The organism is Pseudalkalibacillus hwajinpoensis (genome assembly GCF_039851965.1).
GTDB lineage: Bacteria > Bacillota > Bacilli > Bacillales > Guptibacillaceae > Guptibacillus > Guptibacillus hwajinpoensis_E.
On record NZ_CP156675.1, the window covers coordinates 165936 to 182647 of the forward strand.

The window sequence follows — 16712 nt, forward strand, 5'->3', positions numbered from 1 at the left end:
ATTGCGTACTTAAGGTTGTTGTTAAAAGAAAATAGGAGGAGATTGCAATGAGTAAAGCAAGGTTACCGTCTCTATTGGAAGTTTGTAGTGTGTTGGTGGCGTTTTTGGCTGTCGTTTTCTCTTTTACAGCTCTTTTTGAATTACCTATTCAACTAGCATTATTTGTAGGCTGGTTTATCGTCATTTTACTTGGTTTGAGGATAGGATTTACTTATGATTCATTGCAAGGTTCGATTATTAAAGGTATTTCGAATGGATTAGAAGCTGTCATCATTTTGATGGCTGTAGGTGCTCTGATCGGTACATGGATTGCAGGAGGAGTCGTTCCGACAATTATATATTATGGTTTGGACTTCATTCATCCGTCCATATTTTTGTTGGCTACTTTAGTTATATGCGCTTTAACTTCCCTTTCTACAGGAACTTCTTGGGGAACGGTTGGAACAGCTGGGATTGCAATGATGGGAATTGGAGAGGGCCTCGGCTTGCCACTTCCATTAGTAGCAGGTGCAGTCTTGTCTGGTGCTTATTTCGGGGATAAATTGTCACCGCTTTCAGACAGTACGGTACTTGCAGCATCAATGTCAAAAGTCAATGTCATATCCCACGTGAAATCGATGCTGTATTTGGATGTCCCGGCATTTGTAATTACAGCGATACTTTTCACCATAGCCGGATTCAATCATGGTAGCGGCAGTGTTGACTTAGACAGGATCAATTCAATTATGGGTGCATTGGATGATACGTTCAATATCAGTCCTCTCATGCTGGTGCCGACGTTAGTTGTAATAGGCTTGTTGGTATTAAAGAAGCCTTCCATCCCTACTATTTCATTTGGTGCGTTGGTGGGAGTCGTTTGGGCCGTCCTTTTTCAAGATACTAATTTCGTACCTGCACTTGAAACTGCTTACAATGGCTTCCGTTTGGAGTCGGGTTCCGAATTCATTGACAACTTGCTTAACAGGGGCGGAATCAGCGGAATGCTTGGTTCTATCGCAGTAATCATTCTTGGTTTGGGCATTGGCGGTATGTTAGAAAAGATCGGGGTATTAACGGTAATCATGAATACTTTCGTAGAAAAAATTAAAAACGCAGGAAGCTTATCTGTTTCGACGCTCTTTGCCGGCTTATTCACCAACATTTTTGGGTGTGCAATGTACGTCTCCTTAATCCTGACTCCTAAGCTTATGGAGAGAAGCTATGACAAGCTTCACATCGATCGAAGGGTTTTGTCGAGAAATACGGAAGTTGGCGGGACAATGACATCAGGTATGGTTCCGTGGTCTGATAACGGGATATTTATGGCGGGGATACTCGGTGTTTCTACATTATCTTATCTACCATTCATGTGGATGAGCTTTGTGTCGATCGCGCTTGTCATTATTTACGGATATACAGGTAAGTTTATTTGGTACACGAACTCTGAGGAGAAGGAAACGGATTCAGAAGAAGATGTGACACATTTGGCTAAATAACAACAGAAATACAGCATGCAAAGAAAGGGTGTTCCATAGATGAAAAAAATTCTTCTTATCGGTACGGGCGGCACGATTGCCTCGGTTGAGAGCGAGCGAGGTTTGACACCTGAACTTAGTCCTGAAGACATGATCCGAACTTTGGTGAGCCAATTCAACTGTGAAGTGGATTGTACGGTATCGTTGAACTTAGACAGTACAAACATTTATCCGAACCACTGGATTGAACTGGCAACAATCATTTACAACAACTACGAAGAATATGAAGGCTTTGTCATTACTCATGGTACAGATACTATGGCCTATACTGCGGCAGCATTGGATAATATGTTATTACATTTAAATAAGCCTGTTATTTTGACGGGTTCTCAAATTCCGATGTCACTAGTGAATTCTGATGGGGAAAGAAATCTGATTGATGCTGTGCATTATGCCTCTGATGGGATGGCTGGCGTATATATTGTATTTAACAAGCGAGTAATCAAAGGAACAAGAGCTGTGAAATTAAGGACAAAAAGTAAACATGCTTTTGAAAGCGTTAACTATCCATACGTCGCTTATGTAGATAATTCTTATATCACTTATCACACGAAGCCTGAAGAAATAAGTAGAGATCAAGGGATCGAATTAGAAACTAGAATGTGTACAGATGTTTTTGTACTTAAGCTGTATCCTGGGATAAATAAGGAGATCTTCCAGTTCATTTCTAATAACTACAAAGGCGTCATCATCGAATGTTTTGGGAGCGGAGGCATTCCTTTCTACGAAGTGGATTTAGCGGAAGAAATTGAAGCGCTGATAAAGTCAGGAGTAGTGGTTGTCCTTACTACTCAATGCTTAGAAGAAGGAATTGACATAGATTTATATGAAGTAGGGCGCAAGATAGACCGACACAAAGTAGTGATCTCAAACGATATGAACACAGAAGCTTTGTTATCGAAGTTAATGATTTATCTTGGGAAATACCACTCTATGAAAGAAGTGATTCACTACATCAACCTGGATATAGAAAGTGAAAGCAATGAATATCTATTTAATTGTGACGTATCGCTATAAGGTTCGATTACAACATTTCAGGAGGTTACATCATGTATAAAGTGAAAACTAGTCGAGTTGAAAAAGACTTCTTAGGTGAAAAAGAGATTCCTATAAATGCATATTATGGCATACAAACCTTAAGAGCATCTGAAAACTTCCCGATTACAGGCTATCGTATCCATGAATCTTTAATCACCTCCGTTTCCATGGTGAAAAAAGCAGCAGCAGAAGCGAATATTTCAACTGGGCGTCTTTCATCCCATCTGGGAAATGCTATTATAAAGGCATCTACTGAAATCATTCATGGAGAGCATCATGATCAATTCATCGTAGACCCGATACAAGGAGGTGCAGGAACTTCCATTAACATGAATGCGAATGAAGTAATATGTAATCGAGCTTTAGAGATATTGGGACAGGAAAAAGGTGATTACCCATATCTTAGTCCTAATACCCACGTGAACATGTCCCAGTCTACCAATGATACATTCCCGACGACCATTCATCTTGCCGTACTATCACAACTGGACCAGCTGCTAGTCTCTATGCGTAAAATGAAAGGTGTTTTTATGGAGAAAGCAGAAGAATTCGATCATGTGATTAAAGTAGGTCGAACACACCTTCAAGATGCCGTACCTATAAGATTAGGGCAAGAATTCGGAAGTTATGAAAGAATGATTGGTAGAGACATTGAGCGGATCAACAGCTCCTTTGAGAATTTATATGAAATCAACTTAGGTGCAACGGCAGTCGGGACAGGGTTGAATGCGGATCCTGATTATGTCAGCGGAGTAGTAAGTAATCTTAGAAAAATAAGTGGATATCCTTTGGTGTCTGCAGAAAATTTAGTCGATGCAACAGCTAACACAGATTTATATACTGAAATTTCGGGTCATCTGAAAACCTGTATGCTAAATATGTCCAAGGTGGCTAATGATCTTCGACTAATGGCTTCTGGGCCTCGGGCAGGTATGAATGAAATTGATCTTCCGGCTCGCCAGCCGGGTTCATCAATCATGCCTGGTAAAGTAAACCCGGTGATGGCAGAAGTCATCAACCAAATCGCTTTTCAAGTGGTTGGAAATGATCAAACCATCTGCCTTTCTTCTGAAGCAGGACAATTGCAATTAAATGTAATGGAGCCAGTCCTTATCTTTAATTTACTTGAATCCATTAAAGTCATGAAAAATGGTTTTGGAGTGTTTACAGATTATTGCGTTAAAGGTATTAAGGCAAATGAATCCGTGATGAAGAACAATGTAGAGAATAGTATAGGCGTAGTAACCGCCTTGAATCCTTATATTGGTTATGAGAAAGCGTCTGAAATCGCCAGAAAGGCGCTTTATACAGGGCAGACGATCAGGAATGTGTGTTTAAAAGAAGGTGTACTGACAGATACGGAATTAAATCGAATCTTAGATACACATAAAATGACTAGTCCTGGAGTGTTAAGTGTGCATTGATCTACGCTTTTCTTATCAGTCTTTTTGCTCGAACAAAAGCAATGAAATCAGTCAGTTCGTCTTTAGTCAAACGTTCATCGTCGATACGGATCTCCCATTTTTCATTCTGGTCGAAATGATCTAACTGAATCGTTTTATTATTTATGGGAGACTGGCTGTCCTCAATACGATTCAATAAGTAATCGATAGATGTATCCATAATATCGGCCAATTTAATAAGCGAGTCTAAAGAAGGTTGTCGGTAGCCCGATTCATAACCTGCATATGTACTTTTGGCAATCCCTAATTGATCTGCTGTTTCTTGAAGCGTCCACATTCTCTCTTTACGAAGCTTAGTGAGTCTAGTTAATTTCATTTGGTAATCCTCCCATTAACTAGTATAGCTTAATTATGGTTCTGACCAAAATTATTCCTATTTGTTATGGTAAACTAGATAAAATTCAGTTAGAGTTTTTGACTCTTCTTAATAAAAAGGTGTGGAGATAATGAAAAAAATTCTTCTATTGTCAACGGGCGGAACGATAGGTTGTATACAAACAGATGAGGGTCTGATACCGGGAATTCCCATCGAGGAGTTAGTTCGTTACTTGCCATTGAATGAAAACGAAGTGCATATAAGTACGGAAACAGTTTTGAATATAGACAGTTCAAATATGCAGCCGGAACACTGGGAAGAAATTGCAAAAGCTGTTTATAACAATTATCACCATTTTGATGGTTTTGTCATAACACATGGTACGGATACCTTATCCTATACCTCAGCTGCATTATCATATCTTTTGCCGAATTTACAGAAGCCGGTTGTTTTGACTGGCTCGATTCAGCCGATCGATGCTAAAAAAACGGACGGGGTCAAAAACTTAACAGATGCTGTTACGTATGCAACCAAAGGCGCTGCAGGTGTATTTGTGGTGTTTGGCGGCAGAGTGATCGAAGGTACAAGAGCAGTCAAGATGAGAACGGAAAGCTATGATGCTTTTGAGAGTATTAATTATCCATATATTGCTTATATTGAAGGGAATCACATACAACATAACATGGAGGTCACTGATAAGGCGGATGGGGAACTGAGGTTAGAAAGCGGGTTATGCACCGATGTTCATTTATTTAAATTGTATCCTGGTGTCAAACCAGAAATCCTGGATTCCATCAAAGATCAATTTAAAGGAGTGATCATCGAAACCTTCGGGAGCGGAGGCCTTCCTTTCTTGGGGCGAGACCTTTCTAAGACGGTCGAGAATTTAATCCAAGAAGGCAAAATTGTAGTTATAACTACGCAGTGTCTAGAGGAAGGTGCTGACTTATCTCTTTATAAGGTGGGACGGTTGATCGATCAAAGCAAAGTCATCCTTTCTAATGATATGAATACAGAAGCCCTATTACCGAAGCTGATGTGGGCAATGGGAAAAACCTTAAAACTCTCCGAAGTGAAAGAAATCGTAGAAAGTTCCAATACCCCATAGCTGTTTTTATGAGAAAGTCAAAGGAAATGAAAAGACCGGTCATAATTAAGTTGAAACACTGGTCATACAAGCATTTTCAATCCGTAAATTTTATGTATTTAAGATACTCAGAGTATGGGCTGCATGATGTGATAACGTCCAACCAGCTTTTAAAGCCTTACATGAGTATTATACAACTCGGCCCAATAATCCATTGAAGAAGATGCAATCTATGATTGCTTTGTGCAACAAGTTAATTCGTATTTTGTTCGCTATCGGTAAAAAGAAGTTTGAATTTAGTGAAGAAAGAATGTTAAGCGATATTCCTCATATGGCATTATCACAGGAAGCAGCATAGATTACGCTAGTTTATTTAGTTCTTTATTAAGACACTTGAAGCACGGATTAGTCAGGCAAATCAATAAAAATACGGACAATTATCCTGTCGGGCAGCATAGCTGACATCCACCTCATGGAAAGGTTGAACGAAGAATTTTGGAGCAGAGACTCTGTGAGACATGGGAGGGTTGACCTCCATGAGGTTTGTGGAGATCCACACATGTGCGATCATATTTTCGCTCATTACCCACTTTTTGGAAGGGAGTGGTTAAGTGGATAAGCCTTTTATTACTCTAAAACTCCAAAATTGTCCATTAATTCAACTTAATCCCATGATTCAAGCTATTATTAATAATGTACAACTATAAAAACTTAATAAAACTAGAAAAATCGAAAGATTATCCTTTCTTTATAGAGCGAGTTTACTGGAGTAAGTCTTATTTTATGGGAGTGATATTATCAAGCATTTATTTCTGTTTTTCCCTACTGGTTGCATTTTTCTTAATTTCTCCTTTTCTTATTGAACTCACGGTGTAGTTTATTTAGTTCAATAAGTTATAAAGATATTTCCCAACATTCAGGAGTTTGTAACCATCAAGAAAAGGAGCTCGAATCAGCTCCTATTTCTATATGTGAATGATGTGGTACTGTTTATTGTTATTGCTAATTTTTTATTTTAGTGTTTAAACGTTTCGTTCTATTTACCCGTCTATTGGAGTCTCGTGATAACAAGATGTGCTGATACAGGTCTGGTCCCTCCAGCCAGAGGAGTAATCGTTAGGGCAGTTGAATTGCCAGCTGGATTTCGTACAGTTAGTACTGAATCGACGGATGTCGTTTCTACAAGAGCCATCCCTACTATTTGAGAAGTACCTGTGGCTCTTCCCACCACGGTATAGGCTAGGTCAGCACCATTGAGAGTTAGAATCAATTGTCCAGCTTCGCTCACACTCACCTGAAACAAGACCTGATAAACACCAATTTCTGATAAATTAAATGAACTGGGACCTGTACGGGTAATACCGCCCGTTCCACTAGTAGGCCCATCTTGTGGAAAACTTACGTCTGTATTAGGAGCTACTGTTGCTGCATTATCAGGAGGCATCAATGCAAAAAAATCTGCAAAATCTAATACCCCTCCTGCTGGTCCCGCTGGTCCTGTTGGCCCTGGAACTCCTTGTGGTCCTGTTGCTCCTGCTGTCCCTGGGGGTCCAGGAATTCCTTGTGGCCCTGCGGGTCCCGTAGCTCCCGTAGGTCCTGTAGCTCCTGTAGCTCCTGTTGGCCCTGGAATTCCCTGTTCTCCCTGTGGTCCTGTTGGCCCTGGAACTCCTTGTGGTCCTGTCGCACCTGTTGGTCCAGCTGGACCAGGAATTCCTTGTGGTCCCTGTGGTCCTCCAGACCCACCTGGGGGTCCAGGAATTCCTTGTGGTCCTTGTGGTCCTGTTGCCCCTGTTGCTCCTGTTGATCCTGTTAATCCTTGTGGTCCAACTGCTCCTTCAGGTCCTTGTATTCCCCTAGCCCCCGTAGCTCCCGGTGATCCTGGAGTTCCTTGTGGTCCTGTTGGTCCCTGTGGTCCTGTTGGTCCAGGAATTCCTTGAGGTCCAGTTGCCCCTGTTGGTCCTGCTGGTCCTACTGGTCCTATTGGTCCTCCCGGAGTGCCAGGCGGCCCCTCTGGACCAGGCGGCCCCTCTGGACCAGGCGGCCCTTGTCGTCCCCGAATTGGGAGAAGGTGTTTACAATCACAACAACAATCACAACAATAATTACGATTTTTTTGTTTACATTGGTTGCACGAATTACCTTTAATTAATGACATAAGTCCACCCTTTTGGTTTTTAATAATATATGGGATTAAGTACTTAATGGTACGGGCAAATAGGAAATGATACGTATTTCTAACCATCAATCACAAAAAACACTTCTTAATTGAGAACAAATACAAGGAAAAAGAAAGGTTTTTGGGGGTGTTTTTTTATTACATTACTTGTTTTTATGATGTCTCATTAAATTCCGTTATATATAAAGGGGTGTTGGTTCATTTGGTTTCTTATAAACCCTTTAATACCAAGGATTTGAAAGATTTTCAAGTTGAAATTGACTGGATTTTTCAAAAAATAGAGTTAAAATTTTATAAGCCTCTCACAAGTTCATTGAACCCGTGGGAGGCTTTTCTTTTTAAAGCAGTAATAGAAAAAAGATCTTCTTTGTAGACTTTTAATCGATATTCTAGACAATAAATTCTCTTCCTTACCTATAAAGCTTTTCTAATTAGCTTGACGAAAAAATATCAAGTAGGTATAGTATAGATATTCATTGAGTAAGCGTTTACGTAAAGTGGAAGTAAGGTGTAATAATCATGAATCCAACAATCCAAGATGTAGCAAAAGCAGCGAATGTTTCGATTGCAACAGTATCCAGAGTCCTGAACAATCAACCCGGATTTTCTCAAAAAACAAAACAGCGGGTCTTGCAGGCGATTGAGGAGATTGGCTATCAGCCAAATGCGATTGCCAGAGGGCTTGTCAATCGAAATTCAGGAACAATTGGAGTGCTTTTCCCTAGTGTATCCGGTCTTCTATCATCAGAAGTCCTACATGGAATTGAAGCCCGGGCTAATGAGGAAGGTTACAGTGTGATTGTGTGTAATACAGCTGCAGATCACGAAAAGACCTTGAAATATATCCAGTTATTAAGTGAGAAGCGGGTGGATGGGCTTGTATTTGTGAGTGAAGAGGTCAATGAGGAATATTATAAGGCATTTCAGCGAATGGGCGTCCCAGTGGTGCTCGTATTGACGCAGTCTTACAAATATCCATTGCCTTATGTTAAGGTAGATGACTCTCATGCCGCTTATACGGCTACAAATTATCTTATTGAATCTGGTCATGAACGAATAGGAATGCTCTCAGGGAACCCGAATGATCTCCTGGCTGGAAGGTCGAGAATTGAAGGCTTTAAGCGGGCACTATTAGAGGCGGAACTTCCTTATTCTGAATCATTAGTTAAAAAACAAACTAGTTTCACCTATGAAGATGGAATCAACAGCCTACCTCGACTTTTAGAACGTCATCCTGAAATTACGGGTATTTTTGCTGCCAGTGATGAAATCGCCATAGGAGCAATAGCCGCTGCTTACAAACTAGGGATACGTATTCCAGAGGATGTATCAATCATTGGATATGACAACTTAAAACTATCGGAGATGTCCATTCCGCCACTTACAACGATTTCTCAGCCATTTCAGCGAATGGGAGAAAAAGCGATCGAAATGGTCCTTACTCTAAAAAATGATAAGCAAGCAGAGTCTAGCGTGATGCCCCATCATTTAGTAGAGCGAGAATCTGTGAAAAAAATAAAATAAATTTTTTTAAGGATTTACGTAAGCGTTTACGTTAAAAATTATGCGGAGGGTGAAAAACGGCAGAACAATGGTTGTAAATAAAGGGGGGATGTCCATAATCTCATACGTAAGCGTTTACTCTTTTTGCTAATGAAGAATTGCTAATTTGTACTTCTCACGTCCCATCTAACTAAGAGGAGGAAGAAAATGATTAGAAAAAGTATAACCCTTTTTGTCATGCTGAGCATCCTATTTTCTTTTTCAGCCACTATGGTTTGGGCTGATGGTTCATCTGCTTCTGTAGGCTCGCCAAATGGGAAAATCGATCTAACCTTCAACCTTAATGAAAACGGGGAACCCCAATACCAGCTCTCTCATGAGAAGGTGCAATTGGTTGAGCCTTCTTCATTGGGGTTTCAATTTAAAGGCCAAGATCCATTGAACAGTAATTTTGAGATTGTGGATACCGCGACCGAAACGTTTAATGAAAGCTGGGAGCCTGTGTGGGGAGAAAAGGATACCATCAAGAACCACTTCAATCAGTTAACCGTGTATCTCCAGGAAAAAGAGTTCCCACACAGAAAAATGAATCTCGTCTTCAGAGCTTATGACGATGGAATAGGCTTTCGCTATGTGCTGCCAAAACAAGAGAACTTAGATGAGAACCTGCAAATTACTTCAGAAGATACGGAATTTAAATTTTCCAGCAATAACACGTCCTGGTGGATTCCGAATGACTGGGACAGTTACGAATACAATTACAATCAAACACCATTAAGTGAGGTGGAGGAAGTCAGCACCCCATTTACAATGAAAACACCAGAGGGTATTCACATGACGGTTCATGAAGCGGAGCTCGTCGACTACTCAGGGATGGCTTTGCAGGCGGTAGAAGGGGAAAAGAATACATTCAAAAGTATTCTTGCTCCATGGCCGGACAGCAATGTGAAAGTGAAAAAGGATACCCTTCCTGTTGAAACTCCGTGGAGAACGATTGAAATCGGTGAAGATGCCGGGGATCTAGTGGAATCGGATATGATTTTGAACCTAAATGAACCTAGTAAAATCGAGGATACCTCATGGATCGAACCGATGAAATATGTGGGTGTTTGGTGGGAAATGATCAGTGGAAAATCAACCTGGGCATCCGGAGAAAAGCATGGAGCAACCACAGAAAATGCCAAACGCTATATCGACTTTGCGAATCAATACTTAGACACTGAAAATCAAAATATCGGTCTACTAGTGGAAGGATGGAATATCGGCTGGGATGGAAATTGGATAGAAAATGGAGATCAATTTAGTTTTACGAAACCATACCCTGACTACGACTTAGAAGAAGTAGTTCAATATTCCAAAGATCGTAACGTTTCCTATATTATGCATAATGAAACATCTGGAGATATCCTCAATTATGAGGAGCAAATGGATGAAGCATACCGTTTGTATCAACAGATGGGGATACATGCGATTAAGAGTGGGTACGTTGCTGACAACGGTATGCACAATCCAGAGGGCCAAAAGCACCATGGTCAATATATGGTCAACCACTATAATCAAGCAGTCAAGAAAGCAGCAGAACACCAAATCATGATTAATACACACGAACCGATCAAATCGACAGGTCTCGAACGTACTTATCCGAACTGGATGAGTCGTGAGGGTGTCATGGGAATGGAATATGCTGCGTTTGGAGATCAAAATAACCCGCCAGAACATGATACGATTTTGCCATTTACAAGAATGATGGCTGGGCCGATCGATTTTACACCAGGTATCTTTGATGTGGAAATTTCCCACGCAGATACCAGGGTCCATACGACTCGTGCCAAACAATTAGCTATGTATGTCACGATTTCTTCTGGTACTCAAATGGCTGCGGACTTACCTGAAAACTACAAAGATGAAGATGGACAGATTTTACCAGAATTTAAGTTCATCAAAGATGTACCTGTAACGTGGGACGATATTATGGTTCCAAATGCTGCAATTGGTGATTATGCTACGGTTGTCCGCCGCAGTGGCGATGAATTTTATATCGGTAGTATTACGGATGAACAGGCGAGAGACTTGGATGTCGACCTAGACTTTTTGGATAAAGGCAAGAAGTATGTTGCGGAGATTTATTCTGACGCCCATGATGCGGACTTGGAACAAAATCCTGAAGCTGTTTCTATTCAGAAAGTGATTGTCAGCCATAAAGATACACTAGTGGCTTCCATGGCCACAGGAGGCGGACAAGCTGTACGAATGTATCCTGCTTCTAAAGAGGAAAGGAAAGAGCTTCCTAAATATAAGGATCCTAAGCTGAAACTTTCCTATCAACATGTCCCAGAAGCTATCCAATCCAATGATAAATTCCAGATAACGGTAGAAGCGGAGAATAAAAGTGAAGTCGTGACAGGTAAAACGGTCCAATTGATGGTAGATGGTGAGCAAGTAGCTGAAGAAAAGATCAGAATTGCACCTCACAGTATCAAAGAAGTGACTCTCTCATACAATAAACTATTTAAACCAGGGAAATATAAAGTTCAAGTTGATGGACTGGGTGTCAATCAAGTGGAGGTCAACGAAAAAGAACCAACCTTTGAATATAGCAACCTTTCTGTAACAGCGGATGGGGATAGAATTATAGCTGAAGCCACAGTGACCAATTATGGCACAACTTCAGGAACAACAACTGTTCCGTTTACTGTGAATAGTGAGGAAGTAGAAACAAATGATGTAGAAGTCCCCGCTCAAGCAGGCGGAGGTACTCAGAAAGTGACCTTCACCTATGATACAAATGGGAAAGCAGACGCTTATACGGTTGCCATAGGGAACTTAGTACCTGAACCTATAGCCATGCCATTAATAAATCTTGCGGGAAGCTGGCTTTTCCAAAAAGGAGATAATGAAACTTGGAAGTCTCCAGAGTTCGATGACAGTAGCTGGCAAGAGGTTAACCTTCCAAGCAGTTGGGAAGATCATTCCAATTACTTCGAAGACGACACTTATGGATGGTATCGAAAAGCGATCCATATTCCAGAAGAATGGAAAGGCTATTCGTTAAAAGTGAAGCTTGGAAAAATAGATGATGTTGATCAAACGTTTGTGAATGGTCAAATGATCGGCGAGTCTGGCAGTTTCCCGACGGGAGAAGGAGAGCAAGGAATGATCTCTGCATGGGATTGGGAGCGTGAATATACGATCCCTGCAGAAGTGATTCGCTACGGTGAAGAAAATGTTCTAAGTATCCGCGTATTTGATGCTAAGAACGGGGGTGGATTATACGATGGACCTCTGACTCCGATTGAACTAATCAAGGAAGATGAAGATAATGAGAAATAACTACCTACAAACATATACCTAGAGAGATCGATGCCGAATAGAGGAGTATGTTCGTATTTGCGGCGAAGAATATTTCGCATATCTGTGAATCTATAGGTACCTAATCGAGTACCCTTGGTTATTCCTTATTAATTTGGGGAATTTTACTTGAAAATATAAAAAGAGGTTTTCCGTATGTTCTCTGAACTACTGGAAAACCTCTTTTTGGGCTTAGCAAACGTTATCCCCCTTGCTAATAGGCTAATGAGGCTATTTCTAAATAGTGCCGACTCTTTTAGCGATAAATTAATATGATATTTACATGTTCTCCGAATAAGAGAATGGATCTTTAAAGAAGCGAATTGATCTGATCTTTGGTCACATCAAAGTGGTTAGGTTCCTAGAATGATGAGCTGTAGCTGTAGGAATAAATATGAGAAGAGGTAGTGCCTGTATGACGATCATGTATTTTTCCAGGTCATTTATGACTGGAGTTTGACTGGACACCGTGCACAATCTATGATGTTTTATTTAATTAGAGGGTAGAATTTTTAAATAGAAGCGTTGATAATATAAGGTTTCTAAACTTTAATTATACTTATTTATACTAACAAAGGTATGGGCAACATGATGTGATAACTCCCTAACCCTCGGTATGATAAGGTTTTGACTGGATTTTTTTCAAAAAATCTAAAACAGCTGAAAGCCTCCCTTAAGATAATCAATCTTAAGGGAGGCTTTTTTATGAATTTTCTATTTTCCTTTTTTTTCATTACACTTTTTAGAACACTCTACAGGAAACATGTGCTTGGTGAATCTATCCGCTATGCCTACCCATTCCTGGTCTCAGCGAACGTTTTTTAGAAGCATTGGAAATGGCAGGAGAGTGGAGGCATCTAGATGCTATTACGTTAAATCAGATGCCCTTATTCCAAACCAAGGACAACTGGAAGATGAGCGAGTATTTTTTTATACCAAGGGAAGGAGCCGATCACTGATGCCTTTAGCCGTAAACTTATGAGCAAATTTACTCGGCGCTTCCTATTACAAAGCGATCGTAAAAAACGTTAGCGCTTAAAAAGAATTTATAAACCTCTTTAATCGTACAAAACGTAAAGAAGTTTTTATGGTGATTAAGTCTGACCCTTTCGTTGTATTTGTCTTATTGTTCTTCCGATCGAATTATAGTTGTTTCTAAACGGGCATTTAATCCATATTTCGAAAAGCAGTGCTTTTCCAAATTAGCAGAACTCCTAAGAGAAGCCCGGTACTGGCCGTATAGGTCAGTACTGTTTGAATAGGTAGATCAGAAGCTACAAGAAAGGAAATGAACCCGAACGCAATTGGTTCAAAACCACTTGCTGCAAGCGTAATGATGCTCATCACACGACCGAGCTTGTTTTTATCCGTTTTTTCCTGGACCATCGTCACTGTAGGAAGGTAAACGAACATTGCCGAAAATCCGGTAAGGGCTGCGAGCAGTACAAGAAAGAAAAGCGTTTCGACTTGGCTGAATACAAAGAAAAATAAAAAACATACAATCAAGGAAAAAAGCACCAGCCTGCCGCGTCGAAGTGTTACATTCCAAACAACGAGCACCACACTTGCGAGAAAGGTGCCGACAGCCAACCCACCTTCTAACAGGCTCAATTCGAAAGGACTGCCTCCTAGTGCACTGACAAGAAAAGGAAAGCTAATCATCATAGGACCAATCATGAATAAATTAATAATGACGATAGTGAGGGTTCCCGTCCTGTGCAGCGGAGAGTTTTTCACATAGTTTAGTCCCTCTTTTAAATCATCCAAAACAGTCCTTTCATTGATTCGTTTTTCCGTCACAGGATCTCTTACAAAAGAGGGAAAAACCAATATCGTGGAAACAGCAATCAAGATAGCTGAAACAGAAAAAGTAAGAGTGAAGTCTCCGATCGTGAGCAGAAAACCGGCAATCACTGGGCCGATAATAAACATTATTTCTGTAGAACCTTGAAACAAAGAGTTCGCCCGCTGGAGTTCCTGATCCTTCACAATAGTCGGTATCATCGAAGAAACTGCAGGGTAGAAGAAGGCATCGAGAAAGCCAAAAACGAGTGCAATGATGATTAATGAACTGATCTGTAAGGCGTCGATATTATAAAGTAGAATCATGGCAACCATTACAAATACCTGCAGCATATTTGTAATAAACATAATCAGTGATTTACGAATTTTATCTGCAAGGATTCCTCCATAAATTATCATAACGACACGTGGGATCGCTACGGACATCATAACAATACCAAGAAGAGCAGGCTGTCTGAGTACGTCTACCACGAACCAGGAAACAGACAAAAAGAACATCGAAAATCCCAGCATGACGCTTAGACCTGACATCCAGACAAGTAGAAAAGCTCTGTTTCGAAACAGTGGTGGTGGGTTTTCCATACATTTTTCCTCCCTGACGGCAACCCGGTAATGAGGCTTGGATATTTAATTAGATTGAAAAATTTCCATAGCTTTACGTTTACAGCAATCATATTTCGCCGTATTCTCTTATATCAATTACCACATAGCTTTTGTTTATAGAATGTCCTTAGTCGAATATTTTAGAAAATGGTAAACCCATATTGACAATTAAATGTTCAAACATTACCATTGATAATGATTATCAATTTCGATTTAGGGGGCAAGTTTTATGTCAAACCAAATAAATAAAAAACGATTTTTACTTATGTTTGCAATAATTCTTATTTTATCCATTACTTTACTAGGATGTTCAAGTAAAACTACAGAAAGTACTGAATCTACTAGTGAAAGTAGTAATATGATTACTTTTTCTTGGCCGAGGGATGTAGGTGAAATAAACCCCCATGTCTATAATCCTTCTCAAATGTTTGCTCAATCTATGATTTATGAACCTTTAGTTAGCTACCAAGATGGAGGAGAGCTAAAGCCTCATTTAGCGGAATCTTGGGAAATCTCTGAAGATGGAAAAGAATATGTATTCAACTTACGTCAAGGTGTGAAATTTTCTGATGGCTCAAGTTTTAATGCTGAGGTTGTGAAAAAGAACTTTGACACTATCTTAAAAAATAAAAAAACACATGGTTGGTTAAAATTTATTTCGTTAATTGATAGTACAGAGGTCGTAGATGAACATACATTTAAGTTTACATTAAAAGAACCATACTACCCTACAATTCAGGAGTTAGCTGTTGTTCGTCCAGTACGTTTCTTAGGAGAGGCAGGATTTCCTGAAAGTGGGGACACTTCAAAAGGTGTAGCAAAACCAATCGGAACAGGCCCATGGGTTTTGGATGAACATAAAGTAGATGAATTTACTATTTTCAAACGAAATGAAAATTACTGGGGTGAACTTCCAAAAGTAGAGAAAGTTAAAGTCAAAATCATTCCTGATGCTGAAACACGCGTTCTAGCCTTTGAAAAAGGTGAATTAGACCTTTTATATGGTGAAGGTGTTATTAATATTGATGCTTTTAACCAATTAAAATCCACAGCTTCCTATAAATCTGGTATTTCTGAACCAATAGCTACTAGAATGCTAGTTATGAATACAAATAATGAAAATCTCTCTGATATACGGTTGCGCGAAGCATTACATTATGGATTTAATAAACAAGCAATTGTTAAGGGCGTAACATCTGGGTTGGAAGAGAAGGCTGACTATACCTTACCACCTAATATGCCTTACACTTCAAATATTGATGTAACAACGGTTAATTATGATATTGAAAAAGCTAAACAATTATTAGATGAAGCAGGGTGGAAGTTACCAGAAGGGAAAGATATTCGTGAAAAAGACGGGAAACCACTTGAAATAGAGTTAATGTATAACTCTGCTGAATCCATTCAAAAAACGATGGCACAAGCATTACAATCCGAGTGGGCGAAAATAGGCGTTCAATTAAATCTTGATGGAGTTGAACTTACTACTCAAGTCGAAAGATTCGGTGAAAATGAGTTTGATATGAATTTCTATAGTAACTATGGGGCTCCATATGACCCACATACTTTCGTAAACATAGTTGCTACAGAAGGATTTGGGTTTAGAGAAGCTATTTCATCTTATCCAAATAAAGAGGAGTTACTGAACCAAATTGCTGAAGTTCAACAAACAACAAATGAGAAGGAACGTCAACAACTTTACTCATCCATTCTAGCTACACTACAAGAGCAAGGTGCAATTGTACCGATTTCTTATATTAAGCAAATAGCAATCTATCAAAAGGATGTTTCTAATTTTACATTCCCTACTAACCGGGATGAACATCCATTTACAGGTATTAGTATCGAGGAGTAAGCGACA

10 protein-coding genes and 1 pseudogene are annotated in these 16712 nt (G+C 39.9%); 8 read left to right on the top strand and 3 right to left on the bottom strand.

From position 1 onward, the window contains the following. Positions 1 to 47 precede the first annotated feature (47 nt). From nhaC to aspA, 3 genes are read left to right on the top strand one after another with little or no spacing between them, the layout of a single operon-like run. Positions 48 to 1475 carry a Na+/H+ antiporter NhaC gene (gene nhaC / locus ABFG93_RS21930; protein ID WP_347553216.1) on the top strand — a complete coding sequence of 476 codons (1428 nt, stop codon included), beginning with the start codon at positions 48 to 50 and terminating at the stop codon, positions 1473 to 1475. 39 nt (positions 1476 to 1514) lie between these two features. Then, positions 1515 to 2531, top strand: a complete 1017-nt coding sequence (locus tag ABFG93_RS21935; protein WP_347553217.1) for an asparaginase — start codon at positions 1515 to 1517, stop codon at positions 2529 to 2531. A gap of 32 nt (positions 2532 to 2563) precedes the next feature. Continuing rightward, positions 2564 to 3976 carry an aspartate ammonia-lyase gene (gene aspA, locus ABFG93_RS21940; protein ID WP_347553218.1) on the top strand — a complete coding sequence of 471 codons (1413 nt, stop codon included), beginning with the start codon at positions 2564 to 2566 and terminating at the stop codon, positions 3974 to 3976. A 1-nt stretch (position 3977) separates the two neighbouring features. On the opposite strand, the gene ABFG93_RS21945 is transcribed toward aspA, so the two are convergent. Next, positions 3978 to 4331 carry a helix-turn-helix domain-containing protein gene (locus tag ABFG93_RS21945; protein WP_347553219.1) on the bottom strand — a complete coding sequence of 118 codons (354 nt, stop codon included), beginning with the start codon at positions 4329 to 4331 and terminating at the stop codon, positions 3978 to 3980. A gap of 130 nt (positions 4332 to 4461) precedes the next feature. Here ABFG93_RS21945 and ABFG93_RS21950 point away from each other — a divergent pair, with 130 nt between their 5' ends. Further along, positions 4462 to 5439 (top strand): asparaginase, encoded by a 978-nt coding sequence (locus tag ABFG93_RS21950; RefSeq protein ID WP_347553220.1) that lies wholly within the window; start codon positions 4462 to 4464, stop codon positions 5437 to 5439. A 148-nt stretch (positions 5440 to 5587) separates the two neighbouring features. Beyond that, a pseudogene (locus ABFG93_RS21955) lies at positions 5588 to 5776 on the top strand (IS110 family transposase); the annotation flags it as partial. 690 nt (positions 5777 to 6466) lie between these two features. Here ABFG93_RS21955 and ABFG93_RS21960 read toward each other — a convergent pair. Then, on the bottom strand, positions 6467 to 7573 hold the full coding sequence (locus tag ABFG93_RS21960; protein ID WP_347553221.1) for a collagen-like protein: 1107 nt from the start codon (positions 7571 to 7573) through the stop codon (positions 6467 to 6469). A gap of 540 nt (positions 7574 to 8113) precedes the next feature. Here ABFG93_RS21960 and ABFG93_RS21965 point away from each other — a divergent pair. Both ABFG93_RS21965 and ABFG93_RS21970 read left to right on the top strand, forming a co-directional pair. Then, positions 8114 to 9118, top strand: coding sequence for a LacI family DNA-binding transcriptional regulator (locus tag ABFG93_RS21965; RefSeq protein WP_347553222.1), 1005 nt, complete (start codon positions 8114 to 8116; stop codon positions 9116 to 9118). Positions 9119 to 9304: 186 nt separating this feature from the next. Continuing rightward, a complete protein-coding gene (locus ABFG93_RS21970; RefSeq protein WP_347553223.1) occupies positions 9305 to 12427 on the top strand; it encodes a glycoside hydrolase family 97 catalytic domain-containing protein in 3123 nt (1040 codons plus the stop codon). 1185 nt (positions 12428 to 13612) lie between these two features. Here the strand turns inward: ABFG93_RS21970 and ABFG93_RS21975 are convergent. Beyond that, positions 13613 to 14830 carry an MFS transporter gene (locus tag ABFG93_RS21975; protein ID WP_347552924.1) on the bottom strand — a complete coding sequence of 406 codons (1218 nt, stop codon included), beginning with the start codon at positions 14828 to 14830 and terminating at the stop codon, positions 13613 to 13615. 250 nt (positions 14831 to 15080) lie between these two features. On the opposite strand from ABFG93_RS21975, the gene nikA reads away from it, so the two are divergent. Continuing rightward, positions 15081 to 16706, top strand: a complete 1626-nt coding sequence (gene nikA, locus ABFG93_RS21980; RefSeq protein ID WP_347552925.1) for a nickel ABC transporter substrate-binding protein — start codon at positions 15081 to 15083, stop codon at positions 16704 to 16706. Positions 16707 to 16712 lie beyond the last annotated feature (6 nt).